A 25,332-nucleotide genomic window follows, 5' to 3' on the forward strand; every position below is an offset into this window, starting at 1 on the left:
CACGCGCTGCGGCCTCCGTGTGTGACCAGCCGGAGAAATGGAGTGGAACATGGGCCTCGGCGTGCGCTGGACCCTGCACGGAGACGGGCGGACGCCCGCCCCCGGGGCGGTGGTCCGGCCGGACGAGCGGCTGTCGTGGCCGCGGACCGCCGGGCTGGGCGCCCAGCACGTGGTGGCGATGTTCGGCGCGAGTTTCGTCGCGCCGGTGCTGATGGGCCTGGACCCGAACCTGGCCATCATGATGTCCGGTGTCGCGACGGCGGTCTTCCTCCTCGCGACGCGCGGCCGGGTCCCCTCCTACCTGGGCTGCTCGCTCTCCTTCGTCGGCGTCGCGGCGGCGATCCGGGCCTCCGGCGGGGACAGCGCGGTCGTCACCGGCGCCGTCTTCGTCGTGGGCGCGGCGCTGTTCCTCTCCGGTCTCGCGGTCCAGCGCTTCGGCGCGCGGATCATCCACGCGGCGATGCCGCCGGTGGTCACGGGCGCGGTCGTCATGCTGATCGGTTTCAACCTGGCGCCGGTGACCGCCTCGACGTACTGGCCGCAGGACCAGTGGACGGCCCTGCTGGTCATGCTCTTCACCGGCCTCGCCGTGGTCTGCCTGCGGGGGTTCTGGTCGCGGATCGCGATCTTCCTCGGGCTGATCTTCGGGTACGGGATCTCCTGGGTCTTCGACCTGGTCTTCGGCAAGATCCACTCTCCGGCCGGCGGGGCGCAGGCCGTGGACCACTGGCGTCTGGACCTGGCCGCGGTGGGCCGGGCCGACTGGATCGGGCTCCCCACCTTCCACGCCCCGCAGTTCGAGTGGTCGGCGATCCTGATCGCCCTGCCCGTGGTGATCGCGCTGATCGCCGAGAACGCCGGGCACATCAAGGCCGTCGGCGAGATGACCGGCGACCCGCTGGATGACAAGCTCGGCACCGCCATCGCGGCCGACGGCGCCGCGTCCATGCTGTCCACGGCGGTCGGCGGCCCGGCGAACACCACGTACTCCGAGAACATCGGCGTCATGGCGGCCACCCGGGTGTACTCCACCGCCGCCTACTGGGCAGCGGCCGGCTTCGCGCTGCTCTTCGGGCTGTGCCCCAAATTCGGCGCGGTCGTCGCCGCGATCCCGGGCGGGGTGCTCGGCGGGATCACCGTCATCCTGTACGGCATGATCGGCCTGCTCGGCGCCCAGATCTGGCTGAACGGCCGGGTGGATCTGCGCAATCCGCTGAACCTCGTGCCGGCCGCGGCGGGCATCATCGTCGGCGTCGGCGGGGTCAAGCTGCACATCACCGACAGTTTCGAGCTCGGCGGCATCGCGCTGGGCACGATCGTGGTGATCACGGGCTATCACGCGCTGCGGTACTTCGCCCCCGCGCACCTCAAGGAGCAGGAGCCCCTGCTCGACGCGGGCACCTCCGCCTACGACGAACAGGACGGCCGGGGCACGCCGCGTTGACGGGGTTTCGCCCGAACCGGGGAAGCGTACGGCCAAGTTCCCCGGATCGGCGCCGGCACCTGCGACTCTGCGTCCCATGGAAGCGGTGCTCGCGCGGATGCGCGCCCTGGACGAGCGGCTCCCCGCGCAGGACGGCGTCGCCGTCTTCAACCGGGTGTACCTGACGGTGACGCAGACGCTGCACCGCCGCATCGAGCGCGGGCGGTTCCCGGCGCCCCGGGCGGCGCAGACCCTCAGCGTGCGGTTCGCGGAGCACTACCTGACGGCGGTGGAGGCGGCGGCCGGCGGTGACCGGCCGGTCCCGGCGTGCTGGCGGCCGCTGTTCCAGTACCGCCGCCACCCCGGCGTCCGGCCGCTCCAGCACGCCCTGGCCGGCATCAACGCGCACATCGGGCACGACCTGGCGCTGGCGGTGGTGTCCACGTGCCGCGCCCTGGACTGCGAACCGGCCGCCCTGGAGGCCGACTTCGACCGGGTCGGTGACACCCTGGTCTCGCTGGAGGAACACATCCGCGAGGAGCTGATGCCGGGCCCCGACCTCCTGGAGATCGCCGACCCGCTGACCCACCTCATCGGCTCCTGGAGCCTGGAGCGGGCCCGCGCGGGCGCCTGGGCGGCGGCCCGCCTGCTGTGGACCCTGCGCCACGCGCCCGACCTGGCCGAGGAGTTCCGCGAATCCCTGGACGCGGGCGTCGGCCTGGTCGGCCGCTGCCTGCTCACCCCCACCCGCCGGAAAGCCGGAGCCACCTGGGCGAACGCCGTCTAGGCCGGCGGTCCGCACCTACCGCACGTCCGCATGGAAACGGGCCGCCGCCGTGCGGTCTCCAGCGCACGGCGACGGCCCGGGTATGCGGGGCCGGGAGGGCTGCGGTCAGTCCTCCGGGAGTTCGACCGGGGCGATGTCCTCGTAGAGGTCGCCCGGGCCCGGGTTGGTGGCGTCCGTCGAGCCGCCGAGGTGGTGCATGACGCCCCACACCGCGTTCAGCGCGGTCTGCACGGCGCCCTCGGCCCAGCCGGCCGTCCAGGAGATGTCGTCGCCCGCGAGGAAGATGCCGCGCTTGTCCTCGGGGAGGCGGTCCTGCATGAAGTGGGTGAACAGGCGCCGCTGGTAGCGGTAGTGGCCCGGGAGGTTCGCCTTGAACGCGCCCATGAAGTAGGGCTCGTTCTCCCAGGACACGGTCACCGGGTTGCCGATGATGTGGCGGCGGATGTCGACCTTGGGGTAGATCTCGCCGAGGGACTTCAGCATGACCTCCATCCGCTCGTTCGCCGACAGCGGCAGCCACTTCAGGCTGTCGTCGCACCAGGTGTACGAGAGGCAGATGACGGCGGGCTTGTCCGGGCCGTTGTCCAGCAGGTAGGTGCCGCGGGTCATCCGGTCCGTCAGGGTCATCGACATGACGTCGCGCCCGGTCTGCTCGTCCTTGTCCAGCCAGAACGGCCGGTCCACGGGGACGAACAGCTTGGACGACTCCATGTAGTGGGTGCGCTCGATCGCCGTCCAGTGGTCGATCGGGAAGAGCGTGTCGTCGCACTCGATCTTGGACAGGAGCATCCAGGACTGGGCCGTGAAGATCGCGGCGCGGTACGTACGGATGTCACCCGACGCGTCGGTGACCGTGATGCGGTTGCCCGCGGTGCGGTGGAGGCGGGTCACCGCCGGGCGCGGCGTCCCGTCGTGCAGGGAGGACAGCGAGGTGCCCTGCGCCCAGTGCAGGATCTTCTCGGGCTCGCGCTCCCACAGGCGCAGCGGGAGCTGCTGCGAGCCGCCCACGATGCCGCGGTGGTGGTCGTCGGCCTCGGTGTAGACGACGCGCAGGATCTCCAGGATGGAGTTCGGGAAGTCGGTGTCCCAGCCGCCCGTGCCGAAGCCGACCTGGCCGAAGATCTCGCGCTTGCGGAAGGACTGGAAGGCCTCGGACTTGCAGAGGAAGCCGTAGAAGGTCTCGTCGTCGAGCTTCTCGACCAGCTTGGCCCAGATCTCGCGGATGCGCGGGACGTCCCGCTCGCGCATGGCGGTGTTCATGTCGGAGAAGTCGGCGCCCTCGTCGAGGCAGGCGTTCCACGCGGCGGCGACGTCGCGGTAGATCTGCGGGAGGTCGGCGATGGTCTCGGCGTAGTGCGACTCGCCCTTGAGGTCCACGACCGTGGAGGGCGTGGCCTCGGAGAGCGGGTTCGGGAAGGGCTGGGTGGTCAGGCCGACGAGGTCGATGTAGTGCTGGAGCGCCGTGGAGGACGGCGGGAAGCGCATCGCGCCCATCTCCGCGGTCAGCTCGTCGGTGCCGACGCCCTCGAAGCCGACGGTGCGCAGCCGGCCGCCGATCTGGTCGGCCTCGTAGACGACGGGCTTGAGGCCCATCTTCATCAGCTCGTACGCGGAGATGATGCCGGACAGTCCGCCGCCGATGACCGCGACCTCGGTGCCGTGCTCGGTCGCCGGTATCTGGCCCAGGCCCGCCGGGTGGGCGAGGAAGTCGTCGTACGCGTACGGGAAGTCCGGGCCGAACATGGTGATCGGCGGCTGTCCGTCGCTGTGCGGGACGGCGGTGGTGGGCACCGTGGACGTCATGGGGGTACGTCTCCTTGCGAGCTTGCGGCAGGGCTGGGGGAAGAGGTCTTAGACGAGGGAGGCGTAGAGCCCGGGGCGGCGGTCGCGCAGGTACGGGTTGTTCTCGCGCGAGGCCCGCAGCAGCTCGGCGTCGGCCTCGCCGAACACCAGCTCCTCGCCGCGGCCGGCCCGGGTACGGGTGACCCCGTCGGGGCTCGCCAGGCAGCTGAGTCCGATGAATTCGAACTCGCCCTCCGGGCCGGTGCGGTTGACGTACGCGATGTACATCTGGTTCTCGAAGGCCCGTACGGGGACGAGCTGTTCGGCGACGAACTGGAACGGGTGCATCTGCGCGGTCGGCACCAGGAGGAGGTCGGTGCCGGCCAGCGCGTGGGCCCGGACGTTCTCGGGGAACTCCACGTCGTAGCAGATCATGATGCCGACGCGGAGACCGCCGAGGTCCGCCTGGACGACGGGGGTGTCACCCGGCGTGAAGGCGTCCTGCTCGAAACAGCCGAAGAGGTGCGTCTTGCGGTAGTTCGCGAGCGCGACCCCGTCGGGGCCGATGAGCTGCGCCGCGTTGAAGACGGCGTCCCCCGCGCGCTCGGGGTAGCCGTACAGGACGGCGACCCCGTGGCGGCGGGCGATCATGCCGATGGCGTGGGCGGACGCGCCGTCGGCCGGTTCGGCGAGGCCGGCGATGTCCTGGACGTCCAGGGCGTAGCCGGTGAGGAACATCTCCGAGGTCACCAGGAGCCCGGCCCCGCCCTGTGCGGCGCGCGCCGCGGCCTCGTCGAGCGCCTTGAGGTTCTCGGCGGTGTCGCCGAGCCGTCCGGAGCTCTGAAGGAGGGCGGTGCGCAGCGGGGGCATGGGCATACCTCTGTGGCAGGAGGGGTGGGGTTGTCCTAAGACGGTACGTTCACGCCTTCCACCGCGACAAGCCGTGACCGTTGTGCTGCGCGCATCGATTCGTTGCGTGTTCCGGCCCGAGCGCGGCGATTCGTTGCGCGAGGCCCTGTGGACCCCGTCATACCCCCGTCATACCCGCGGCAGAGCCTCCGCCGGCCCCTGGTCATCCGGCGGGTCCGGCTTCTCGGTACTGGGCGGGAGCAGAGCTGTCCGGGGCCCTCGGATGGTAGGCCGACGCGGGTTTCAAGGGGCGCCGAGCGGTCAAACGCGGGGCAACCCACGGAAAGGAACTGCCATGACCGACGTCTCACGCCTGCCCGGCGCCGTGCACCACCACTGGCAGTGGCAGACCCGCGCGGCCTGCCGGGAGCTGGGGTCGGGCCGGTTCTTCCATCCCGCCGGTGAGCGGGGCGAGGACCGGGAGGAGCGTGACGCGGCCGCCAAGCGGGTGTGCACGGGGTGCCCGGTGCGTACGGCCTGTCTGGAGCACGCGCTGCGCACCCGGGAGCCGTTCGGGGTCTGGGGCGGCTTGACCGAGGAGGAGCGCCACGCGCTGCTGGCCCGTCCGGGTGCCGCCATGGCGGGCCGGGCCTGAAAGGCGGGTGCCGGCCGCGGGCGACCGGCACCCGGACCGGCACCCCCACGGTCCCGGACCTTGGCACTGGCACTGGCACTGGCACGGAACGCACGAGCAACGGCACCCGAACCGGCAGGACGCCGCCTACGTCTAGGCAGGCGCGCCCGACGTGAAGCGGCGCAGGAGCGGCGAGAGGACCAGCACCGACTTGGTGCGCTCCACGAACGGCTCCCCCGCGATCCGCTCCAGCACGCGCTCGAAGTGGCGCATGTCGGAGGCGAAGATCTGGACGAGGGCGTCCGCGTCGCCGGTGACGGTCGACGCGGACACCACCTCGGGGTAGCGCCCCAGACCTCGCCGGATGTCGTCCGGCGAGGTGTTGTGGCGGCAGTAGATCTCGATGAAGCCCTCGGTCTCCCAGCCCATGGCGGCGGGGTCCACCCGGACGGTGAAGCCGGTGATGGCCCCTTCGGCCCGTAGCCGGTCCACCCGCCGCTTCACGGCGGGGGCGGAGAGCCCGACCTCGGAGCCGATGTCCGCGTAGGAGCGGCGGGCATCCTCCGCGAGGGCGTGCACGATGCGTTCGTCGAGATCGTTCAGTCGCACGGGAGGTGAATCACTTCTATTCAGCGGCCTCCGCGGCCGAAGCGGCCACGGTGGCCACAGTGGCCAGGCTGGAGCGGCGCATGCCGTACAAGAAGTAGATCACGAGCCCGACCGCCATCCAGCCACCGAAGACCGCCCAGGTGACTCCCGGGAGCTCCAGCATCAGGTAGGCGCAGAAGAGGAAGCCCAGGATCGGGGTGACGGGGAAGAGCGCGACCTTGAAGGTGCGGTTCATGTCGGGGCGCTTGTAGCGCAGGATGACGACGGCGACGTTGACCAGCCCGAAGGCGAAGAGGGTGCCGATGCTGGTGGCGTTCGCCAGCTCGCCCAGCGGGATGGTGGCGGCGAGGATGCCGCAGAACAGGCAGACGATGATCGTGTTGACGCGCGGCGTGCCGGTCTTCGGGTCGACCTTGGCGAAGGCCTTCGGCATCAGGCCGTCGCGGGCCATCGCGAAGAGGATGCGGGTCTGGCCGTAGAGCACGGCGAAGACGACGCTGGCGATGGCGACGACCGCACCGGCGGCGAGGATGACGCTCCAGAAGCTGTGGCCGGTGACGTTCTGCATGATCTGGGCCAGGGCGGCCTCGCTGCCCTCGAAGTCCTGCCACGGCATGGCGCCGACCGCGACCAGCGCGACGAGGCAGTACAGCGCGGTGACGATCAGCAGCGAGAGCATGATCGCGCGGGGCAGGTCCTTCTTCGGGTTCTTGGCTTCCTCGCCGGCCGTGGAGGCCGCGTCGAAGCCGATGTACGAGAAGAAGAGCATGGAGGCGGCGGTGCTGATGGCGGTGATGCCGAGCGGCGCCAGCGGCGTGTAGTTGCCGGCCTTGATGCCCATGAAGCCGATGACGCAGAAGAGCACCAGCGTGACGATCTTGACGCCCACCATGATCGAGTTGATCCGGGCGCTCTCCTTGGCTCCGCGGAGCAGGAACACCATGCACAGCAGGACCACGACCAGGGCCGGCAGGTTGATGTAGCCGCCTTCACCCAGCGGCGCGGAGAAGCCCTCGGGAATGGTCAGGCCGAGCGTGCCGTCGAGCAGCTCGTTGAGGTACTGGCCCCAGCCGACGGCGACGGCCGCGACCGAGACGCCGTACTCCAGGATCAGGCACCAGCCGCAGACCCAGGCTATGAGCTCGCCCATGGTGGCGTAGGCGTACGAGTAGGAGGAGCCCGAGACCGGGATCGATCCCGCCAGCTCGGCGTACGAGAGCGCGGAGAACAGCGCGGTCAGGCCCGCGATGATGAAGGCTATGAAGACGGCCGGACCGGCGATCGGCGTGGCCTCGCCGAGGACGACGAAGATGCCGGTGCCCAGGGTCGCGCCGATGCTGATCATGGTCAGCTGCCACATGGTGAGCGAGCGCTTGAGCGCGCCGCCCTCTCCCTGACCGCCCTCGGCGACCAACTGCTCGACCGGCTTGCGTCGGAGCAGCGGGTGGGCAGGCTTGCGGGGCTCGGTGGCGAGTGGTGGCGCCTGGCCGTGGTCGAGCACGAGGGGTACTCCTTAGTCGCTGCGGATGGGGACTGACAGGCATCGACCGCAGCGGTCCGGAGCAGGAGCAGGCAGAGCCTGAACATGGGGAACCGCCGAGCAGGCGGTCCACGCCACTCCACGTACAGCGAGTGAGCCTACGAGCTGAGTGATACCGCCCGTAATGCGCCATCCTTGCACATTGCCGCACGATCGTTGCGTGGATCTGTCCTGGATGGTCCTTTGTTGCGCGCAGATGATCGATCGCTGCGCAGACCCCCTCGAACCCGATTATTGACACCTCGTCAGATCTGCCGCAGCGTGCCGCCATGGATCTGTACCTGCGCCGCGGGATCGACGTGCCGGAGCCGCCGGGCAGCGCGTCCGTGCGTGCCGTCCGGGCGCCGGGTGGAGGGGGGGGATCCGCCGGCGCTCCGCTCCGCTGGAGCGGACGGACTGCGGGGTGGACCCGGCGGAGTCCCGGGACGAGTGGCGGGGGGTGTGGCCCCGTACCGGGCGGCCGCCCGCACGCCGCGTACGGCGCCGGCGAGGCCGGGCCGGCGCAATGGTGCGCTCGGCGGCGGTCGAACCGGCTCCGAGCGGGTACGGGTGAACGCGGTGGCGCCGGGGGTGGTGTGGCCACGGCGGGGCCGCCTGCCGGGCGGCGAGGGGCGGCGGCGCGGCGCGGAGAACGTCCCGCTGGGCCGGGTCGCCGAGACCGCGGACAGCGCGGCCGCCCTGTACTCCCCCGGCGCGCCCCCGTCCTCGTACGTGGCGGGGCAGTAGTTCCCGTATCCGACGACCGGAGGCGAAGAGTGAGTGAGCACGACGACCAGCGCGACGACGACGGCGGCAGCGGCAGCCGCGACCCAGGCGGTCACGGCGGTCACGGCGGTCACGGCGGTCACGGCGGTCACGGCGGTCACGGCGGTCACGGCGGGAACAGCGGCCACGGCCCTTGGCAGGACCCCGCTCCGTTCCTGCGCGGGGTCGCCTGGCTGGACAAGGGCCGCCCGGTGCGCGCCGACCCCGCGGACGCCATGCGGCTGCCCTGGGACACCGGCGAACGGGCCGCCGTGCCCATCGGGGTGCGCCTGGAGTTCGCCACCGAGGCCGCGCGGGCGGTGGAGATCCGCTACCGGGCGATCCTGCCCGGTCCCACCGACGCCCTGCGCGACCTCGCCCACGGATTCGCCCTGTGGGACCGGCACGGGGTGGTCACCGAGGTGTTCACCGACCCGGCCGCGGAGTCCGTCGTACGGATCGAACTGCGCGGAGGCCACGGGCCGTTCACCATCCACCCGCCCGAGACGCAGTCCCCGCTGATCCTCGGCCTGCGCGGAATCGGCGGCCCCCTCACCCCGGCACCCCCCGCCCCGCGCTGGGTGGTGCACGGCGACTCCATAACCGAGGGCTGGTGGTCCACCCGACCCGCGCACGGCTGGCCCGCCGTCACCGGCCGCGCGCTGGGCTGGGACGCCGTCAACCTCGGCTACGCGGGCGCCGCGCGCGGCGAGCTGGCCGTCGCCGAGCAGCTCGCGGGCCTGCCGGCCGATGTCCTCACGCTCGCCTTCGGCACCAACTGCTGGACGGGCGTGCCCTTTTCGGCGCCGCTGCTGTACGAGACCACGCGTACCTTCCTCGACCTGCTGCGGCAGGGGCATCCACGGACCCCGCTGCTGCTCGTCTCCCCCGTCCTGCGCCCCGACGCGGAGCGCACCCCGAACAGGCTGGGCGCCACCCTCGGCGCCCTGCGCGATGCCATGGAGCGCGCCACCCGGGAACGGATCGCCGCGGGGGACGACCGCCTGGCCGTGCTTCCGGGGCGCGGCCTGCTGGGTCCCGAGCACCTGGCGGACGGGCTGCACCCCAATGACGCCGGACACCGGGTACTGGGCCTCGCCGTGGCCGCGGCTCTGCGCCGGACCGGGTTCGGCGCGGGGCGAGTGAAGGCGGCGGGGTGCGTGAAGGGCCGGGGCGAGTGAAGGGGCGGGGTGAGTGAAGGCGGCGGGGTCCGCGGACCGTTCCGTCCCGGCGGGGCGAAACCTAGACTCGGCCGCATGCTGCGCGTACTGGCCGTCGACGACGAGAAGCCGCTCCTCGAGGAGCTCCTCTACCTCCTGCGCTCCGACCCCCGGGTGCACAGCGCGGAGGGCGCCTCCGACGCCACCGAGGCCCTGCGCCGGATCACCCGGGCGCTGGAGAGCGGCCCGGACGGGCCCGACGGCATCGACGTGGTCTTCCTCGACATCCACATGGCCGGGCTGACCGGCCTCGACATCGCGCGGCTGCTGGCCGGCTTCGCCCGGCCGCCGCTGACCGTGTTCGTCACCGCCCACGAGGGCTTCGCCGTGCAGGCCTTCGACCTCAAGGCCGTGGACTACGTACTCAAGCCCGTGCGCCCGGAGCGGCTGGCCGAGGCCGTCCGGCGGGCCTGCGCCCAGCTGGACCGGTCCGGGGAGCGGCCGCCCGCCACTCCCGGGGCCGCGCCTGCCGTCCCGGCCGTGCCGGTGGCGCGCCGCCCGGGCGCGGGGGTCACCGTCGCCGCCGACCGCGCCCCGGACCAGATCGCCGTGGAACTGGGCGGGGTCACCCGTTTCGTGGCCATCGCCGACATCGCCTACGTCGAGGCGCAGGGCGACTACGCCCGGCTGCACACCGACGAGGGCAGTCACCTGGTCAGGATCCCGCTGTCCACGCTGGAGGAGCGATGGGCGGCTCGCGGTTTCGTCCGGATCCACCGCCGCCACCTGGTGGCGCTGGCCCGGATCGACGAGCTCCGGCTGGATGCGGGCACGACCAGCGTCCGGGTCGGGTCGGCGGAGCTGCAGGTGAGCCGCAGGCACGCGCGGGAGCTGCGAGAGCTGCTGATGCGCCAGGCGACGGGCTGAGCGGCGGGCGCGCGGACACCGGTCGACCGTCCGGCGCGCGTTGCGGAGCCGTTCGTCGCACGGCGAGGGGCGTAGGGCGATCCGCCGGGGCCGTCGGCCGCAGCGGGCGGGGCACCGGCCCGCCGGACCCGCGGCCCGTGCGTATCGTGGATCTTCCGGTGCCCGGGAGGAGCGTGATGTCCGAGATGCAGGCGCTGCTCGACGCGCTCACCGGACTGCCCCGCAGCCAGCCGGCCGGGCCCGCCGAGGCCGAGGCCCTGCTGGCCGGGCTGCGCAGCGCGGCCGCCCGCTGGGCCGACGTCCTGTACGAGGCGGGCGAGGACGTACGCCGCCAGGTGCCGCCCCGCGCGGAGGCGGCCCTGACGCTGGCCTTCCGGCGCGCGGAAGAGTCGTACGTGGAGCTGGAGATCGCCCTGCGCGACTGCGCGGAGCACCGCGACCCCGCGACCTGAACCAGCCGCCCGCACCCCGCACCCCGCACCCGCGCCCGGTTCACCGGCCCCGGACAGCCGGGGCTCCGGTGTTCCTCCGGCGCGGTCGGAACCGGCCTCCGAGCGGTGCGCGGCGGGTGCCGGGCCTCGGGGTGCGGGCGTACCGGCAGGGCCCGGCCCGGCGCGACGGCCCCGACCGGCCGGGCCCCGGCCGGATCATGTCTGTCGCCGGGCCCGCGGGGATGCATAGACTCCGGTTCGCCCCTGCCTGCCGCCGCCCCCGCCCCCCGCCCCGCCGAAGGACCGACCGGTGAACCAGACGTACGCGCTGACCGCGGTCACCGTCGTCGTCCTGGCCACGGTCCTGGTCGGCGCGCTGGGTCTGCGGATATCCCGGACCACCTCCGACTTCTACGTCGCCTCCCGCACCGTCGGCCCCCGCCTGAACGCGGCGGCCATCAGCGGGGAGTACCTCTCCGCCGCCTCCTTCCTCGGCGTGGCGGGGCTGGTGCTGCTGCAAGGGCCCCAGATGCTCTGGTACCCGGTGGGCTACACCGCCGGGTACGTGGTGCTGCTGATCCTGGTGGCGGCCCCGCTGCGCCGCTCGGGCGCCTACACGCTGCCCGACTTCGCCGAAGCCCGCCTGGAGTCGCAGGCGGTGCGCCGGATCGCGGTGCTGTTCGTCGTCGGGGTCGGCTGGCTGTACCTGCTGCCCCAGCTCCAGGGCGCCGGACTGACCCTGGAGATCCTGACGGGTGCCCCGCACTGGGCCGGCGGGGTGGTCGTCGCCACCGTGGTGAGCGCGGCCGTGGCCGCCGGCGGCATGCGCAGCATCACCTTCGTGCAGGCCTTCCAGTACTGGCTCAAGCTCACCGCCCTGCTGGTGCCCGCCTTCTTCCTGATCGCCGCCTGGGCCGGGGACGGCGCGCCGCGCGCCACCTTCGACGCGCCGGCCGTCTTCCGCACGCACACCTCGGTCACGCTCGCCGAGGACGTACGGCTGGCCGTGGACGCACCGCTCACGCTGACCGTGACGGGCCAGGTCGACGGGCATGCGCACGAGGCTGCTCCGGTGACCCTCGCCGCCGGGCAGCACTCCTTACGGGCGGGCACGCGGCTGGAGTTCGCCCCGCAGACCGCCGTCCCGCAGACCCGGGCCGAGGCCGGTCCCGGCATGTCCAGCTGGTCCGAGCCGCTGTCCGAGGACGGGAAGGAGTACCGGCTGTACGCGACGTACGGCCTGATCCTGGCCACGTTCCTGGGCACCATGGGCCTGCCGCACGTGGCGGTGCGCTTCTACACCAGCCCCAACGGGCGGGCCGCGCGGCGGACCACGCTGGTCGTGCTCGGGCTGGTCGGTGCCTTCTACCTGCTGCCGCCGGTGTACGGGGCGCTGGGCCGGATCTACGCACCCGAGCTCGCCCTCACCGGCGACACGGACGCGGCGGTGCTCGTGCTGCCGGACCGCATGCTGGGCGGACTGCTCGGCGAACTGCTGGGGGCGCTGCTGGCCGGGGGCGCCTTCGCCGCCTTCCTGTCGACGGCTTCGGGGCTGACCATGGCGGTGGCCGGGGTGCTGCACCAGGACGTGCTGCCGATGCGCGGGGTGCGCAGCTTCCGCTTCGCGGTACTCGTGGCGGTCCTCGTGCCGCTGGCCGGAAGCGTGGCCGCCCGCCACGTGCCGGTGGCGGACGCGGTGGGCCTGGCCTTCGCCGTGTCGGCCTCGTCGTTCTGCCCGCTGCTGGTGCTGGGCATCTGGTGGCGCGGGCTGACGCCGCCGGGGGCGGTGGCCGGTCTGGTCACGGGCGGCGGGGCGGCGCTGAGCGCCGTGCTGGCGACGCGGGCCGGGCTGGCCCCGGCGGGCTGGACGCACACGCTGCTGGCGTGGCCGGCCGCGTGGTCGGTGCCGCTCGGTTTCCTGACGATGGTGCTGGTCTCGCTGGGCACCCGCTCGCGGATACCGGGCGGTACGGCGGCCATCCTGGCCCGGCTGCACCTGCCGGAGGACGTGGCCGTGGACCGCGGGGGGGTGCGGTGACCGGGGCGGCGCCGGCCGTGCTGGCGGTGGCGTGCGCGGCCCTGCTCCTGGGCGTCGGCTGGACGGCTGGGCGGTGGCATGCCCGGCGCGGTGAGCGGGCGGCCGGCCTGGACCTCGGCACGCCGGTGGAGCGGGCCACCTTCCACACCCTCCACACCGCTTCGCTGGCCGCTCCCCCGCTGCGCGCCGGCCTGACCGAGGACGCCGCCCGCAAGGCCGCCCGGCGGCTGCGGTCGCTGCTGGGCACGGAGGCACTGTGTCTGACCGACCGGGAGGCGGTGCTGGCCTGGGACGGCCCGGGCGCCGACCACCACCAGCGGCGGGCGATGGCCCGGGTGACGGAGATGCTGGAGTCGGGGCGCAGTCAGAGCGTACGGACCGGGTGCGAGCGGCCCGACTGCCCGCTGAAGTGGGCGGTGGTGGCTCCGCTCACGGGCGAGGACGGGGTGCTGGGCGCACTGGTCGCCTACGGGTCGCGGGAGTCGGCGGTACTGGTGCGGGCCGCGACCGAGGTCGCGCGCTGGGTCTCCGTACAGCTGGAGCTGTCGGAGCTGGACCGCTCGCGGACGCGGCTGATGGAAGCGGAGATCAAGGCGCTCCGGGCGCAGATTTCGCCGCATTTCATCTTCAACTCGCTCGCCGCCATCGCCTCGTTCGTGCGGACGGACCCGGAGCGGGCCCGGGACCTGCTGCTGGAGTTCGCGGACTTCACCCGCTACTCCTTCCGGCGCCACGGCGACTTCACCACCCTCGCCGACGAGTTGCGCTCCATCGAGCAGTATCTGGCGCTGGCCGGGGCCCGGTTCGGGGACCGGCTGAAGGTGACGCTCCAGGTGGCGCCTGAGGTGCTGCCGGTGGCGCTGCCCTTCCTGTGCCTTCAGCCGCTGGTGGAGAACGCGGTCAAGCACGGGCTGGAGGACTCCACCGAGGAGTGCCGGATCACCATCTCCGCCCGGGACGCGGGCTCGGAGGCGGTGATCACCATCGAGGACAACGGCATCGGGATGGATCCGGCGCTGCTGCGCCGGATCCTGGCCGGGGAGCGCAGCGGATCCTCCTCCGGCATCGGGCTGCCCAATGTCGACGAGCGGATTCGACAGGTGTACGGGGACGAGTACGGCCCGGTGATCGAGACGGGTATCGGCGCCGGCATGAAGGTCACCCTTCGGATCCCCAAATACCGGGCCGGCGTGCACAGTTCACCGCCGAACGGCCGGCTCGCCGGGTACTGACCGGTCGGCGGCGGGGCCGGAGGTCATCCCCGCCGACGTGTGAGGCGCGAGGTCTGGGGCGGAGCCCCGGGAAACGGCGGGGAAGACGAGCACCGAGCGCCCCGCCCGCACGACCCCGCACCACCCCGGGGACGCCCGGGGCCCCGGTCCGTCCACCAGGGGACGGCCGGGGCCACGGGCGAAAAGGGACCTAGCTCCAGCTGGCGTGCAGCGGCTTGCCTTCGGCGTAACCGGCGGCGGACTGGATGCCCACGACGGCCTTCTCCTCGAACTCCGCGAGGGAGCCGGCACCGGCGTAGGTGCAGGAGGAGCGGACACCCGCGATGATCGAGTCGATCAGGTCCTCGACGCCCGGACGGGCCGGGTCGAGGAACATGCGCGAGGTGGAGATGCCCTCCTCGAACAGCGCCTTGCGGGCGCGGTCGTAGGCGGACTCCTCGGAGGTGCGGTTGCGCACGGCGCGCGCGGAGGCCATGCCGAAGGACTCCTTGTACAGGCGCCCGTCGGCGGACTGCTGGAGGTCGCCCGGGGACTCGTACGTCCCGGCGAACCAGGAGCCGATCATCACGTTGGACGCGCCGGCGGCCAGCGCCATCGCCACGTCGCGCGGGTGGCGGACACCGCCGTCGGCCCACACGTGCTTGCCGTACTTCTTCGCCTCGGCCGCGCACTCCAGCACCGCGGAGAACTGCGGGCGGCCCACGCCGGTCATCATGCGGGTGGTGCACATGGCGCCGGGGCCCACACCGACCTTGATGATGTCCGCGCCGGCGTCGATGAGGTCCTTGACGCCCTCGGCGGCGACGATGTTGCCGGCCACGATCGGGACCTGCGGATCCAGCGCGCGGACGGCCTTGATCGCGTTGATCATCGACTCCTGGTGGCCGTGCGCCGTGTCGATGACGAGCGTGTCCACGCCCGCGTCGAGCAGCTGCTTGGCCTTCTGCGCGAAGTCGCCGTTGATGCCGACGGCGGCCGCGATCCGCAGCTTGCCGTTGGCGTCGGTGGCCGGGGTGTACAGGGTGGCGCGCAGCGCGCCCTTGCGGGTGAGGATGCCGACGAGCTTGCCGTCCTTGTCGACGGCCGGGGCCAGCTTGCGGTGGCCGGCGTCGAGCTTGTTGAAGGCCTCGCGGGGGTCGATGTCGGCGTCGATGAGCAGCAGCTCCTTCGACATGACCTCGGAGAGCTGCGTGAAACGGTCCACACCGCTCAGGTCGTGCTCGGTGACGACGCCGATCGGGCGGTCCTCGCCGTCGACGACGACACCGGCGCCGTGGGCGCGCTTGTGCAGCAGCGACAGCCCGTCGGCGACGGTCTGGCCGGGCGCCAGCGTGATCGGGGTGTCGAGCACGAGGTGGCGGGTCTTCACCCAGGAGATGACGTCGGTGACGATCTCGATCGGGATGTCCTGCGGAATGACGACGAGCCCGCCGCGGCGGGCGACCGTCTCGGCCATCCGGCGGCCCGCGATGGCGGTCATGTTCGCCACGACGAGCGGAATGGTGGTGCCGGTGCCATCGGGCGCGGACAGGTCGACGCCCTGGCGGGAACCGACCGCGGAGCGGCTCGGCACCATGAACACATCGTCGTACGTGAGGTCGTACGGCGGCTTCAGGTCATTGAGGAAACGCACGTGCTGAACATCCCAGTCGATTCGGAGGGGCCCGTCCTGCCCGTCAGGGCAGCCGAGGAAACGCACGTACTTCATTCTCCCACGTCCCGGCCCGTATGCCGCCCGGGCTGATCGTCCAGGACATACCGGGCCGCCTGGTCGTTTCCTACGGGATCGTGGTCCCGACGGCGCGGCGGACGGCGGTCGGCGCGTCCATACCCCGGTGGACCAGGTCCCGGCGCCGGCCCGGCGGCGCCACGGATCCGCCTGCCGGACGTCTCTGAGCGGGCTCCTTCTGCGCCGTGGCCGGGGACGGCGCCCACCAGGGGCCTGTCAGCCCCGTCGGCGTTTGAGGCGCGAGGTCTGGGGCGGGCCCCCAGGGGCCGGTTCGGCCAACAGCACCGTCAACGCGGGCGCCCCGTCCTCCTCGCGCCAGAAGTCGACGGCCTCCTCCAGGATCTCCACCAGCGTCTCCCAGTCGGCCGGCCGCGCGGCGGCGAACTCCCGCCAGGACGTCACGGCCACCAACCGCCCCGGAACCACCGGCAGCCACGACAGGTCCCTCAGCGCGTCCGCCAGCGCGTCCCAGTTCCCGCCGAACCACTCCGGCACCCGCAGGGCTTCCCCGCACCGCCGCATCAGCCCGGCCTTGCCGCGTACGTCGTCCAGGTCCAGCCGTACGGTCGTCCAGCCCGCCTTCTCGGCGGCTGCGAGCGCCGGCGCGAGCGGCTGCGCGTCCAGGGTCATCGGAGAACCGCCTTGAAGGTCTTGTAGTGGTCGTCCGTGTAGAAGAACTCCCCACCCTGCCCCGTCACGATCCGCCGGGCGCCACGGTCACGCTCTCCCGGAGTCCTCACGGTGAATTCGTGGTAGTAGCCGCGCTTCTGCCTGGGCAGGACCTTCTCGAAGTTCCCGAAGACGGTCCCGTCCTGCCGGTACGGATACGGCCCGCCCTCGTCGATCAGCGCGAGCACGTCCCGCGCCTGCCGCGGCAGGGCGTCGGCCCGTACGGTCGCCATCCCCCTCGCCCACTCCGGGACGGCACTCGGGACGGCACTGCGACCAGCACTGGGCGCCCCGGGAGGCGCACTGGGTGAAGCGCTGGGCCCCGCGCTCAGATCAGCACTGGCACTGGCACTGGCGCTGGCGGCGGGCGCGGGCTTCTTCCCGCCGCAGCCCACCGCACCGACCAGCGCGGCGCAGAGGAACACAGCCCCCAGCAAACGCAGCAACGATCGGGGCACGTTCCCGAAGATCATGCACCGATCGTGCCAAATATCCGATTCGCTCGCGAATCGCCCACTGGCCTCAGAGCTTGGCCATCTTGGTGTAGGGACTCAGGATGCGTTTCTGGACCGACCCGAAGTCAACGAGAACGGCGATCCCCTCCTCGATACCGACGACACGGCCGAGGCCGTGCTCATCGTGAGTAACCCGGTCGCCGACGCTGAACTGCCGGAGCGGCGGTTCCACGGGGGCCTTGAACGGGCTGGACGGCAAATGGCGGCGAGGTACTGCTGACTTTGTCATTGGAACCAGTATGCGCCCAGCGGGCCGCCTCGCGGGCCGCCGTTCGGATCTCAATTCCGGCACCATCCGCACCAGCGGTGGCCTCCGCCCCGAGCATCAGGGCCGATCAGGCTCGGTCAGTCGTCAGGGTCGGCCCGCTCCAGCGCCGGCCGCAGGCCCGGGGCCGACTCGGTCAGCAGGTAGTCGGCGACGGCCGTGTCCGTGACCAGGCTGGTCACCAGCCCGGAGCGCAGCACCGCCCCGATCGCCGATGCCTTGCGCAGCCCGCCGGCGATCGCCACGACCTCGGGGATCCGCCGCAGCCGGTCCGCCTCCACCGTGATGCAGCGCTCGCCGAGGTCGCGTCCCACCCGCCGCCCCTCGGAGTCGAAGAGGTGGGCGGACATCTCGGCCGCCACGCCCAGCGAGGCGTAGTGGGCCCGCTCCTCGTCGGTCAGCATGTCGTGGACGGTCGAGATCCCCGGCTCCCACGACCCGATGGAGACGGCCGCGACGGTGACCTTGTCGAAGTACTCGAAGGCGCGCGCGATCCCGGTCTGGCCGCGCAGCGCTGCCGCGGTCGCCGGATCGGGTAGCAGCATCGGCGCGTAGATGGGGTGGGCGTCCCCGCCCGAGACCTGCGCGGCCCGCCGTACCGCCTCCACGGACCCCCGCTCGGCGGTCCCCGCGTCGTACACGCCGGTCAGCTGCACCACGGTGCACGGCGGCAGCCGGTGCAGGGAGGCGGCCATGTGAATGGTCGACCGGCCCCAGGCCAGTCCCAGCACGTCACCTTCGTTGACCAGCTCGCCGAGCAGGTCCGCCGCGACCGCGCCGAGGTTCTCCGGGTCGGGGGCGTCCTCGGTGGCGTCGGCCGGCGATTCCACGACGACCGCGTGCCGCAGCCCGTACCGGGCGCGCAGCGCGTCGGAGCGCTCCGCGTCCAGTTCGGCCGGTACCCGGATCTCGATGCGCACGAGGTCACGTTCGAGGGCCGTCTCCAGGACCCGGGCCACCTTGAAGCGGCTCACGCCGAACTCCTCGGCGATCTGGATCTTGGACTTCCCCTCCAGGTAGAAGCGGCGCGCCATGGCCGCCGCCTGCACCAGCTCCGCGGGTCCCATCCGCAGGGCTGACCGTCCCGCCGACATTGCAGACACCGCGTTCTCCTCACTGCTGTTCACACGCTCGTGTTCACACTCTCGACTCGCCGTTCATCCTGTCAGATCCAACGGCGGTTGATCAGCCCGGACAGTCTCCGTTCACCGAGCTGTTCATCAAGGCTTGGCTCAGTGGTCGCAAGCCCACGGCGCGAGGGCGATCGCCGCGTCCGCCTGCTCACGAAGAGTACGCACGGCGGCGGCCGGGTCGACCGCCCCGTAGACCGCGCTGCCCGCGACGAAGACGTCGGCTCCGGCCTCGGCACAGCGTTCGATGGTCGAGGCCGAGACCCCGCCGTCCACCTGGAGCCACAGCTCCAGACCGTGCTTGGAGATCAGCTCACGGGTGCGCCGGATCTTGGGAAGCATGATGTCGAGAAAGGGCTGGCCGCCGAAGCCCGGCTCTACCGTCATGATCAGCAGCATGTCGAGCTCGGGAAGGATGTCCTCGTACTGCTCGATCGGCGTCCCGGGCTTGAGCGCCATCGAGGCCCGCGCCCCCTGCGCCCGGATCTCCCGCGCCAGTCGTACGGGCGCGGCCGCGGCCTCGGCGTGGAAGGTGACCGAGCCCGCGCCGGCCTCCACGTACTGGGGAGCCCAGCGGTCGGGGTCCGCGATCATCAGGTGCAGATCCAGCGGGATGTCCGTCGCCCTGCTCAAGGACTCGACGATCGGCATACCGAGGGTGAGATTCGGGACGAAATGGTTGTCCATGACGTCGACATGCAGCCAGTCGGCCCCCTCGACGGCCTTCGCTTCCTCAGCGAGGCGGGAGAAGTCGGCGGACAGGATGCTGGGAGAAATCTGAGCGGCCATGCCCCAAGCCTGCCATGCCCCCAGCGGCTTCCGGCCAGGACCCCGCATCTCCCGCGGTGCGTAGCATCCCTTAAACGATCATGGAGAACGTTTCACTTGTCCTTCGTGTTTCTCCCTATGCACGGTGCTGTCCATGACAGGCGGCCCACGCCCGCCGCACCGGCGTACGAAGCACGGGGCCCGTCCTCCCGAACGGCAGCCGTCACGACTGAGCCGGGGGGGGACCCCCCGCCCCCGACTACCCCGTCCGCCTCAGCAGTGCCAGGTACATCGCGTCCGTCCCGTGCAGGTGCGGCCACAGCTGTACGTCCGGGCCGTCGCCCAGGGCCGGGACACCCGACATGTACGGCCGGGCGTCGATCAGTTCGGCCGCCACCGGCGAGGCGCCCGCGCCGCGTCCCTTCAGGACGTCGTCCACGACCACCCGGGTCTCCGCCAGGTGCGGCGAGCACGTCGCGTAGCCCACGACGCCGCCCACCCGCACCGCCGACAGCGCCTCCCGCAGGAGCCCGCGCTGGAGCGGGGCGAAGCCCTCCAGGTCCTCCGGGCGGCGGCGCCAGCGGGCCTCCGGGCGGCGGCGGAGCGCGCCCAGGCCGGTGCACGGGACGTCCACCAGGACGCGATCGAAGGAGCCCGGCAGCCACGGCGGCCGGGTGCCGTCGGCCGCGATGACCTGGTACGGACCGGGGTTGCCCGCCAGAGCGCGCTCCACCAGCCGCGCCCGGTGCGGCTGCTTCTCGGAGGCCAGCAGGAACGCCCCGCGCTGCGCGGCCAGTGCCGCGAGCAGCGCCGCCTTGCCGCCCGGTCCGGCGCAGCCGTCCAGCCAGCGCGTGTCGCGGCCCTCGACCGGTACGGCGGCCAGGGCCAGCGCCACGAGCTGGCTGCCCTCGTCCTGGACGCCCGCGCGCCCGTCGCGCACCGCCTCCAGCGCGCCGGGTTCACCGCCCTCGGCCATCCGCACGGCGTACGGGGACCAGCGTCCGGGCAGCGCCGAGTCCTCGCCCACCGCCTCCAGCAGCTCCTGCGGCGTGGACCGCCCGGGCCGCGCGACCAGGGTGACCTCGGGCCGCTCGTTGTCGGCCTCCAGCAGGTCCTCGATCCCGGCGCGGCCGCCGCCCAGGGCGTCCCACAGGGCGCTGACGACCCAGCGCGGGTGCGAGTGGTACACCGCGAGGTGTTCCTCGGCGTCGTCCTCGTACGGCGGCGCGACCCGCTCCAGCCAGCCTTCCAGGTCGTGCGCGGCGATCTTGCGCAGGACGGCGTTCACGAACTTCGCGCGCCCGTCTCCGAGCACCACGCGGGCCAGTTCCACGCTCGCGGACACGGCCGCGTGCGTGGGGATACGGGTTCCCAGGAGCTGGTGCGCGCCGAGGGAGAGGACATCCAGCACCGGCGGGTCGACCTCGCGCAGCGGCCGGTCGATGCAGGCCTTGATGACGGCGTCGTACGTGCCCTGGCGGCGCAGCGTCCCGTAGACCAGTTCGGTGGCCAGCGCCGCGTCCCGGGCCTGGAAGGTCTCGTCCTGGCGCGCCTTGCGCAGCAGCGGGGGCAGTACGAGGTTCGCGTACGCGTCGCGCTCGGCCACCGCCCGCAGCACCTGGAAGGCGAGCATCCGCACGGGGTCCTTCTTGGGCCGGCGGTGCGGCTTGGCCTGCTTGGCCCGCTTGGCCTGCTGGCCGGCCGCGCCTGCGGCGGCGGCGGGTCGGCGACCGGTCTGTTCGCTCACGTGAAAGGTGCTCCGGGGTTACGAGGTACGAGTGCTGTGACTGCGGGGACTGCTGGGAGTCGTACGCGGAGGTGCGCGTACTGCGCCTGACACGCGTGCGGTACGAGCGGCACGCGCGCGCCGGGTGATTCGGGTGATGCGTACGGCCGGGGCGCGGCGCCTGGGATCAGCCTACGTCCGCCCCGCCGAGCCGCTCGCCGGGAGCGATCCGCACCCCGCGCGCCCAGTCGGCGCCGCGCATCGGCTTCTTGCCCTGCGGCTGCACCCAGAGCAGCTCCACGGCGTGGGAGCCGGTGCCCGCGTAGACGTTGTTCTTGGCCGGTGCCAGCACGCCGGGCGCCAGGTCGGTGCGGTCGGGCACCATGCCCACCGAGACCAGCTTGAGCCGCTCTCCTCGGAAGACGGTCCACGCGCCCGGTGCCGGCGTGCAGCCGCGCACCACGCGGTCGACGCGCATCGCCGGGGCGGTCCAGTCGATCCGGGCGTCCTCCACCGTGATCTTCGGCGCGAGCGAGATGCCGTCGGCGGGCTGCTCGACGGCGCGCAGGGTGCCGTCCTCGATGCCGTCCATCGTGGCGGTGAGCAGTCCGGCGCCGGCGAAGGCGAGCCGGGTGAGCAGGTCGCCGCTGGTGTCGGTCGGCCGGATCTCCTCGGTGAGGATCCCGTACACGGGGCCGGAGTCCAGCCCCTCCTCGATCAGGAAGGTGGACGCGCCGGTGACCTGGTCCCCCGCCATGATCGAGTGCTGGACCGGTGCGGCGCCGCGCCAGGCGGGCAGCAGCGAGAAGTGCAGGTTGACCCACCCGCGCTTGGGGATGTCGAGGGCGCTCCTGGGAATCAGCGCGCCGTACGCGACGACCGGGCAGCAGTCCGGGTCGATCTCCCGCAGCCGGGCCTGGAAGTCGGGGTCACGCGGCCGGGCGGGCTTGAGGACCTCGATGCCGGCCTCCTCGGCGCGCTCGGCGACCGGGCTGGCGACGAGCCGCCGGCCGCGGCCGGCCGGTGCGTCGGGCCGGGTGATGACGGCCGCGACCTCGTGCCGCCCGGAGGCGATCAGGGCGTCCAGGGCGGGCACGGCGACCTCGGGGGTGCCTGCGAAGACGAGCTTCACTGGGGTCCTACCTCGCTATCTCGGCTGTCAGCAGCGCACCAGTCTATGGGGGCGGGCGCGCCCGGGCGTGTCCTGCCGACGAGAACGCGGCGGGTGCGCAGCCGGGCGCCGCGAGCCGGCCCGACCGGCATGGATACCCCCCGGGGCCCGCGTACGGCCATCAGGGGGCGTACGCACAGGGACGCGCCCCTCGCATATGCCGACACGCCCCCACAGCGTGACCTGGGCGCCGGGTGGCGCGTTGGTCAAGAGAGATTGACCAAAACGGGCCGCGTTTGCACGGTGTCTGCGGCCCGATCCCCCCTTCAGCACCGGTTCGAGAGGCTTCTTCATGGCCGACCACGCCACCCACGACGCCCAAGCCCGGGCCAGCCTGCATCTGCTGGTGCGGGACATCGAGCGGGTTCGGCGGCAGGTGGATGCTCTGCGTACGCTCACCGCCCAGCTCGGCAATGTGTACCGCCCGCGCCGCTCAGGTCCCTCCACGGGCTTCGTCGTCTACGGCCGGGCGCCCGCGCCCACCGTCCGCCTCGCGCAGGAGTTGCGGGACAGCGTCGAGACACTGGTCACGGCAGCGGTGGACTTCGACCGCTCGCTCGGCTTCTCGTGGGACGCGGTCGGCTCGGCGCTCGGTGTCACCAAGCAAGCCGTGCACCGTCGCTACGGTGCCCGCCGCGCGCAGACCGCCGAGTCCGCGGAGCTGCCGGCCGAGGGGGCGACCACCCGGACCCTGGGACCGCTTCCCACGGTCCCGGCGGCGCGCTCGGTGCCGCCGCAGCCCATGCGCGAGGAATCCCAGGCCGCTGCGGGCGCATCCCGCCAGTCGGCCTTCCCCGGGCCCCGCAACGGCTGATCCGCTCTCTGCTCCCAGCCGCCGGGACGCCGACCCCCGACGGCCGGCCTCCGAGCCACCGTGCCTGAACCCCGCCCCCGGCGGGCGACCCGAACGGTCGTCCCGCCGGGGGTTTTCCGCGTCGCCGAGGGAGCCGCTGCCCTCCGGGACCCCGAGTCGGCCGGGCGAGCCGATGTACTGCCGTCGGCCGATGCGGCGGCGGATCCGGCCGGTTCAGCCGATGTCCGGCGGGTCGATCCGGATCCGGACCGCCTCCGACGCCGGCACACCGCGCGCCAGGCGGGCGGCCTGCGCCGACTTCAGAGCGGCGGCGAGCGCCGCGCCACTGCCCGGCGGGACCCGGACCAGCGCCCGCTCCGCCGGCCGGGAGTCCCCCGGGCCGGAGTCCGGGGAAGGCTCTGCGCGCCGCCCCGGAAGCGGCACGGGACCCAGGATCTCCGCCTCCGGCGGCAGCCCGGCAGCGGCCAGGAAGGCTTCCACCGCCTCGCCCCGCCCGGCCACCGCCGCCATCCGGGACACCGGAGGGAAGCCGAGCTGGGCCCGCTCCGCGAGCTCGCGGACCGCGTGGCCGACCGGGTCCCACCGCACCAGCGCCTGCACGGGCCGCAGCGTCGGCTCGGCGACCACGACGACCTGCCCGTCGCCCCGTACGAGCGAGGCGGCCGCGATCCACCGGCGCAGCGCCTCCTCCCCCGCCCGCAGGTCCGGCCGGGACAGCATCGCCCAGCCGTCCAGCAGCAGCGCCGCCGCGTACCCGGCGCCCGCCGCGACCGGTTCGGCGCCGGGAGTGCAGACCACCAGCGCGGGCCGGTCCGGCACCTCGTCCAGGATGTGGTCGCGCCCCGATGTCCGTACGGGAACGGCCGGGAAGGCCCGGCCGAGCTCCTCGGCGGTCCGCCGGGCGCCGACCACCTGCGCCCGCAGCCGGAAGGAACCGCACTCCTCGCAGTGCCAGGACGGTTCGCCCCGGCCGCACCATCCGCACTGCAGGGCCCGCTCGTCGGGGGCCTCCAGCGGCCCCGCGCAGACCGTGCACCGGGCGGGCGTCCGGCACCGCTCGCACGCCAGCCGGGGCACATAGCCCCGCCGCGGCACCTGTACCAGGACGGGCCCGGTCTTCAGGCCCTCCCGTACGGTCTCCCACGCCAGCGTCGGCAGTCGCGCGGTCCGGGCGGCCTCGTCCCGGGCCAGCAGTTCGTCGCCCACCGTCCGGATCCGCGGGGCGCACGCGCGCACCGTCTCCCGGGTCGCCACCAGGGGCCGCGCCCAGCCGGACTCGACCAGCTGGGCGGCCTCGACAGTGCAGCTGGTGCTCCCGGCGAGGAAACCGCAGCCGTCGCTGACCGCGCGCAGCTCCAGTACCTCCCGGACGTGCGGGAAGGGCGCGTGGTCGTCGCTGTGGCTGGAGTCGCCGTCGTCCCAGATGGCGACCAGCCCGAGGTCCCGTACGGGGGCGAACATCGCGGCGCGGGTTCCTATGACGGCCCGGACCGAGCCGCGGTGCACGGCGAGCCACTGCCGGTAGCGCTTCTCGGGGCCGGACTCGGCCGTCAGCAGCGCGTGCCGCCCCTGGCCGAGCAGGGCGGTGAGCGCCGTGTCCACGCGGGCGGCGGTCCGTCCGTCGGGCAGCACGGCGAGGGCGCCCCGGCCGGAGGCGAGGGTGGCGGCCATGGCGCGGGCGAGTTCGTCGGCCCAGCCGGGGCCTGGCAGGGCGGTCCACACCGCGCGCGGAGCCCCGCCGGTGGCCAGGGCGCGCAGGAAGGCGGGGCCGGATCCGTACCGCTCCCAGCCGCAGGGCTCGGGCGCGGCGGGCGGGGGCAGCGGCTGCGGTGACGGCTTGGCCTCGGCGCGGGCGTTGCGCGGGGGCAGGGCGAGCTGGAGCACGTCGGCCAGACTGCCCGCGTACCGGTCGGCGACGGCCCGGGCGAGGGCCAGCATGCTCGGGCTGAGCACCACCTCGGGGGAGACGACGTGGGCGAGGGCGGCCAGGGCTCCGTTGTAGTCGGAGTCGGCTCGGCGCTCGACGATGAAGCCGTCGATGAGGCCGCCGCCCTCGCGGCGGCCGCCGTGCACCTGGTGGGAGCCGGCGCCGAAGCGGACGCGGACGCGGACGCCGGGCTGCGCGGCCTCGGACAGTTCCTCGGGGACGGCGTAGTCCCAGAGCTGGTCGAGGTGGAGCACGCCCTTGTTGACGAGGATCCGGGCGACGGGCAGTTCCCGGGCCAGGGCGGCGCCCCGCCAGGTGCGCGGTTTCGCCTTGGGCGCTTTGGCCTTGGCCGCGGCGACCATGTCCCGCATCAGCGCGAGCTGCTGCGGCGGACCGCCGGGACCCCCGTCCCCGGACCGCTCCCCGGACCGCTCCTCGGAATCGTTCGCGCTGCTCACACCA

General features: G+C 73.2%; 23 protein-coding genes. 10 read left to right on the top strand and 13 right to left on the bottom strand.

Annotated features, from left to right (window positions below):
- The first annotated feature begins 49 nt into the window (after positions 1-49).
- Positions 50-1,444, top strand: a complete 1,395-nt coding sequence (locus tag ABZX75_RS18170) for a solute carrier family 23 protein (protein WP_355411553.1) — start codon at positions 50-52, stop codon at positions 1,442-1,444.
- Positions 1,445-1,520: 76 nt separating this feature from the next.
- Positions 1,521-2,210 (top strand): DUF5995 family protein, encoded by a 690-nt coding sequence (locus tag ABZX75_RS18175; protein ID WP_355411555.1) that lies wholly within the window; start codon positions 1,521-1,523, stop codon positions 2,208-2,210.
- A gap of 105 nt (positions 2,211-2,315) precedes the next feature.
- On the opposite strand, the gene ABZX75_RS18180 is transcribed toward ABZX75_RS18175, so the two are convergent.
- Both ABZX75_RS18180 and ABZX75_RS18185 read right to left on the bottom strand, forming a co-directional pair.
- The gene (locus ABZX75_RS18180) at positions 2,316-4,013 is read right to left on the bottom strand and encodes an NAD(P)/FAD-dependent oxidoreductase (RefSeq protein WP_355411557.1); all 1,698 of its coding nucleotides are present in this window, start codon (positions 4,011-4,013) and stop codon (positions 2,316-2,318) included.
- 48 nt (positions 4,014-4,061) lie between these two features.
- Positions 4,062-4,862, bottom strand: a complete 801-nt coding sequence (locus ABZX75_RS18185; protein ID WP_355411819.1) for a carbon-nitrogen hydrolase family protein — start codon at positions 4,860-4,862, stop codon at positions 4,062-4,064.
- Positions 4,863-5,196: 334 nt separating this feature from the next.
- On the opposite strand from ABZX75_RS18185, the gene ABZX75_RS18190 reads away from it, so the two are divergent.
- Complete coding sequence (locus tag ABZX75_RS18190) at positions 5,197-5,496, top strand: WhiB family transcriptional regulator (protein WP_355411559.1); 300 nt, start codon at positions 5,197-5,199, stop codon at positions 5,494-5,496.
- A gap of 132 nt (positions 5,497-5,628) precedes the next feature.
- On the opposite strand, the gene ABZX75_RS18195 is transcribed toward ABZX75_RS18190, so the two are convergent.
- Positions 5,629-6,084, bottom strand: coding sequence for an Lrp/AsnC family transcriptional regulator (locus ABZX75_RS18195; protein ID WP_073920257.1), 456 nt, complete (start codon positions 6,082-6,084; stop codon positions 5,629-5,631).
- A 16-nt stretch (positions 6,085-6,100) separates the two neighbouring features.
- Positions 6,101-7,585, bottom strand: a complete 1,485-nt coding sequence (locus ABZX75_RS18200; protein WP_355411561.1) for an amino acid permease — start codon at positions 7,583-7,585, stop codon at positions 6,101-6,103.
- A 468-nt stretch (positions 7,586-8,053) separates the two neighbouring features.
- On the opposite strand from ABZX75_RS18200, the gene ABZX75_RS18205 reads away from it, so the two are divergent.
- From ABZX75_RS18205 to ABZX75_RS18230, 6 genes are all read left to right on the top strand, one after another.
- A complete protein-coding gene (locus ABZX75_RS18205; protein ID WP_355411563.1) occupies positions 8,054-8,350 on the top strand; it encodes a hypothetical protein in 297 nt (98 codons plus the stop codon).
- A gap of 194 nt (positions 8,351-8,544) precedes the next feature.
- Positions 8,545-9,549, top strand: coding sequence for a GDSL-type esterase/lipase family protein (locus ABZX75_RS18210; protein ID WP_355411821.1), 1,005 nt, complete (start codon positions 8,545-8,547; stop codon positions 9,547-9,549).
- Between the two features lie 75 nt (positions 9,550-9,624).
- Positions 9,625-10,455, top strand: a complete 831-nt coding sequence (locus tag ABZX75_RS18215) for a LytTR family DNA-binding domain-containing protein (protein WP_355411565.1) — start codon at positions 9,625-9,627, stop codon at positions 10,453-10,455.
- A gap of 176 nt (positions 10,456-10,631) precedes the next feature.
- Positions 10,632-10,907 carry a hypothetical protein gene (locus ABZX75_RS18220; protein WP_355411567.1) on the top strand — a complete coding sequence of 92 codons (276 nt, stop codon included), beginning with the start codon at positions 10,632-10,634 and terminating at the stop codon, positions 10,905-10,907.
- 289 nt (positions 10,908-11,196) lie between these two features.
- A complete protein-coding gene (locus ABZX75_RS18225) occupies positions 11,197-12,924 on the top strand; it encodes a cation acetate symporter (RefSeq protein ID WP_355411569.1) in 1,728 nt (575 codons plus the stop codon).
- Entirely contained in the window at positions 12,921-14,156 is a 1,236-nt protein-coding gene (locus ABZX75_RS18230; RefSeq protein ID WP_355411571.1) for a histidine kinase, read from the top strand. The genes ABZX75_RS18225 and ABZX75_RS18230 overlap by 4 nt, the downstream gene beginning before the upstream one ends.
- Positions 14,157-14,346: 190 nt before the next feature.
- Here ABZX75_RS18230 and ABZX75_RS18235 read toward each other — a convergent pair whose 3' ends face one another.
- The 8 genes from ABZX75_RS18235 to fmt all read right to left on the bottom strand — a co-directional run bounded on the left by ABZX75_RS18235 (position 14,347) and on the right by fmt (position 22,090).
- Positions 14,347-15,810, bottom strand: a complete 1,464-nt coding sequence (locus ABZX75_RS18235) for a GuaB1 family IMP dehydrogenase-related protein (protein ID WP_355411823.1) — start codon at positions 15,808-15,810, stop codon at positions 14,347-14,349.
- Positions 15,811-16,101: 291 nt separating this feature from the next.
- Positions 16,102-16,515, bottom strand: a complete 414-nt coding sequence (locus ABZX75_RS18240; RefSeq protein WP_355411573.1) for a barstar family protein — start codon at positions 16,513-16,515, stop codon at positions 16,102-16,104.
- Complete coding sequence (locus tag ABZX75_RS18245; RefSeq protein WP_355411575.1) at positions 16,512-17,027, bottom strand: ribonuclease domain-containing protein; 516 nt, start codon at positions 17,025-17,027, stop codon at positions 16,512-16,514. The genes ABZX75_RS18240 and ABZX75_RS18245 overlap by 4 nt, the downstream gene beginning before the upstream one ends.
- Positions 17,028-17,076: 49 nt before the next feature.
- Positions 17,077-17,298 carry a CarD family transcriptional regulator gene (locus ABZX75_RS18250; protein WP_355411577.1) on the bottom strand — a complete coding sequence of 74 codons (222 nt, stop codon included), beginning with the start codon at positions 17,296-17,298 and terminating at the stop codon, positions 17,077-17,079.
- 116 nt (positions 17,299-17,414) lie between these two features.
- On the bottom strand, positions 17,415-18,461 hold the full coding sequence (locus ABZX75_RS18255; protein ID WP_355411579.1) for a sugar-binding domain-containing protein: 1,047 nt from the start codon (positions 18,459-18,461) through the stop codon (positions 17,415-17,417).
- Between the two features lie 105 nt (positions 18,462-18,566).
- Positions 18,567-19,253 carry a ribulose-phosphate 3-epimerase gene (rpe, locus tag ABZX75_RS18260; RefSeq protein WP_355411581.1) on the bottom strand — a complete coding sequence of 229 codons (687 nt, stop codon included), beginning with the start codon at positions 19,251-19,253 and terminating at the stop codon, positions 18,567-18,569.
- 238 nt (positions 19,254-19,491) lie between these two features.
- Positions 19,492-20,871 carry a transcription antitermination factor NusB gene (locus ABZX75_RS18265; RefSeq protein ID WP_355411825.1) on the bottom strand — a complete coding sequence of 460 codons (1,380 nt, stop codon included), beginning with the start codon at positions 20,869-20,871 and terminating at the stop codon, positions 19,492-19,494.
- A 274-nt stretch (positions 20,872-21,145) separates the two neighbouring features.
- Positions 21,146-22,090 (bottom strand): methionyl-tRNA formyltransferase, encoded by a 945-nt coding sequence (gene fmt, locus ABZX75_RS18270; RefSeq protein ID WP_355411583.1) that lies wholly within the window; start codon positions 22,088-22,090, stop codon positions 21,146-21,148.
- 331 nt (positions 22,091-22,421) lie between these two features.
- Here fmt and ABZX75_RS18275 point away from each other — a divergent pair, with 331 nt between their 5' ends.
- Entirely contained in the window at positions 22,422-22,943 is a 522-nt protein-coding gene (locus ABZX75_RS18275) for a hypothetical protein (RefSeq protein WP_355411585.1), read from the top strand.
- A gap of 213 nt (positions 22,944-23,156) precedes the next feature.
- Here the strand turns inward: ABZX75_RS18275 and ABZX75_RS18280 are convergent, their stop codons facing one another.
- A complete protein-coding gene (locus tag ABZX75_RS18280) occupies positions 23,157-25,328 on the bottom strand; it encodes a primosomal protein N' (RefSeq protein ID WP_355411587.1) in 2,172 nt (723 codons plus the stop codon).
- Between the last annotated feature and the right edge of the window lie 4 nt (positions 25,329-25,332).

It is taken from the genome of Streptomyces sp. NPDC003038 (assembly GCF_040611115.1).
Lineage (GTDB): Bacteria > Actinomycetota > Actinomycetes > Streptomycetales > Streptomycetaceae > Streptomyces.

Coding starts and splice junctions, on each gene's coding strand:
- ABZX75_RS18170 (WP_355411553.1), top strand. CDS start 50: ATGGGCCTCGGCGTGCGCTGGACCCTGCACGGAGACGGGCGGACGCCC.
- ABZX75_RS18175 (WP_355411555.1), top strand. CDS start 1,521: ATGGAAGCGGTGCTCGCGCGGATGCGCGCCCTGGACGAGCGGCTCCCC.
- ABZX75_RS18180 (WP_355411557.1), bottom strand. CDS start 4,013: ATGACGTCCACGGTGCCCACCACCGCCGTCCCGCACAGCGACGGACAG.
- ABZX75_RS18185 (WP_355411819.1), bottom strand. CDS start 4,862: ATGCCCCCGCTGCGCACCGCCCTCCTTCAGAGCTCCGGACGGCTCGGC.
- ABZX75_RS18190 (WP_355411559.1), top strand. CDS start 5,197: ATGACCGACGTCTCACGCCTGCCCGGCGCCGTGCACCACCACTGGCAG.
- ABZX75_RS18215 (WP_355411565.1), top strand. CDS start 9,625: ATGCTGCGCGTACTGGCCGTCGACGACGAGAAGCCGCTCCTCGAGGAG.
- ABZX75_RS18220 (WP_355411567.1), top strand. CDS start 10,632: ATGTCCGAGATGCAGGCGCTGCTCGACGCGCTCACCGGACTGCCCCGC.
- ABZX75_RS18240 (WP_355411573.1), bottom strand. CDS start 16,515: ATGACCCTGGACGCGCAGCCGCTCGCGCCGGCGCTCGCAGCCGCCGAG.
- ABZX75_RS18245 (WP_355411575.1), bottom strand. CDS start 17,027: ATGATCTTCGGGAACGTGCCCCGATCGTTGCTGCGTTTGCTGGGGGCT.
- ABZX75_RS18250 (WP_355411577.1), bottom strand. CDS start 17,298: ATGACAAAGTCAGCAGTACCTCGCCGCCATTTGCCGTCCAGCCCGTTC.
- rpe (WP_355411581.1), bottom strand. CDS start 19,253: ATGGCCGCTCAGATTTCTCCCAGCATCCTGTCCGCCGACTTCTCCCGC.
- ABZX75_RS18275 (WP_355411585.1), top strand. CDS start 22,422: ATGGCCGACCACGCCACCCACGACGCCCAAGCCCGGGCCAGCCTGCAT.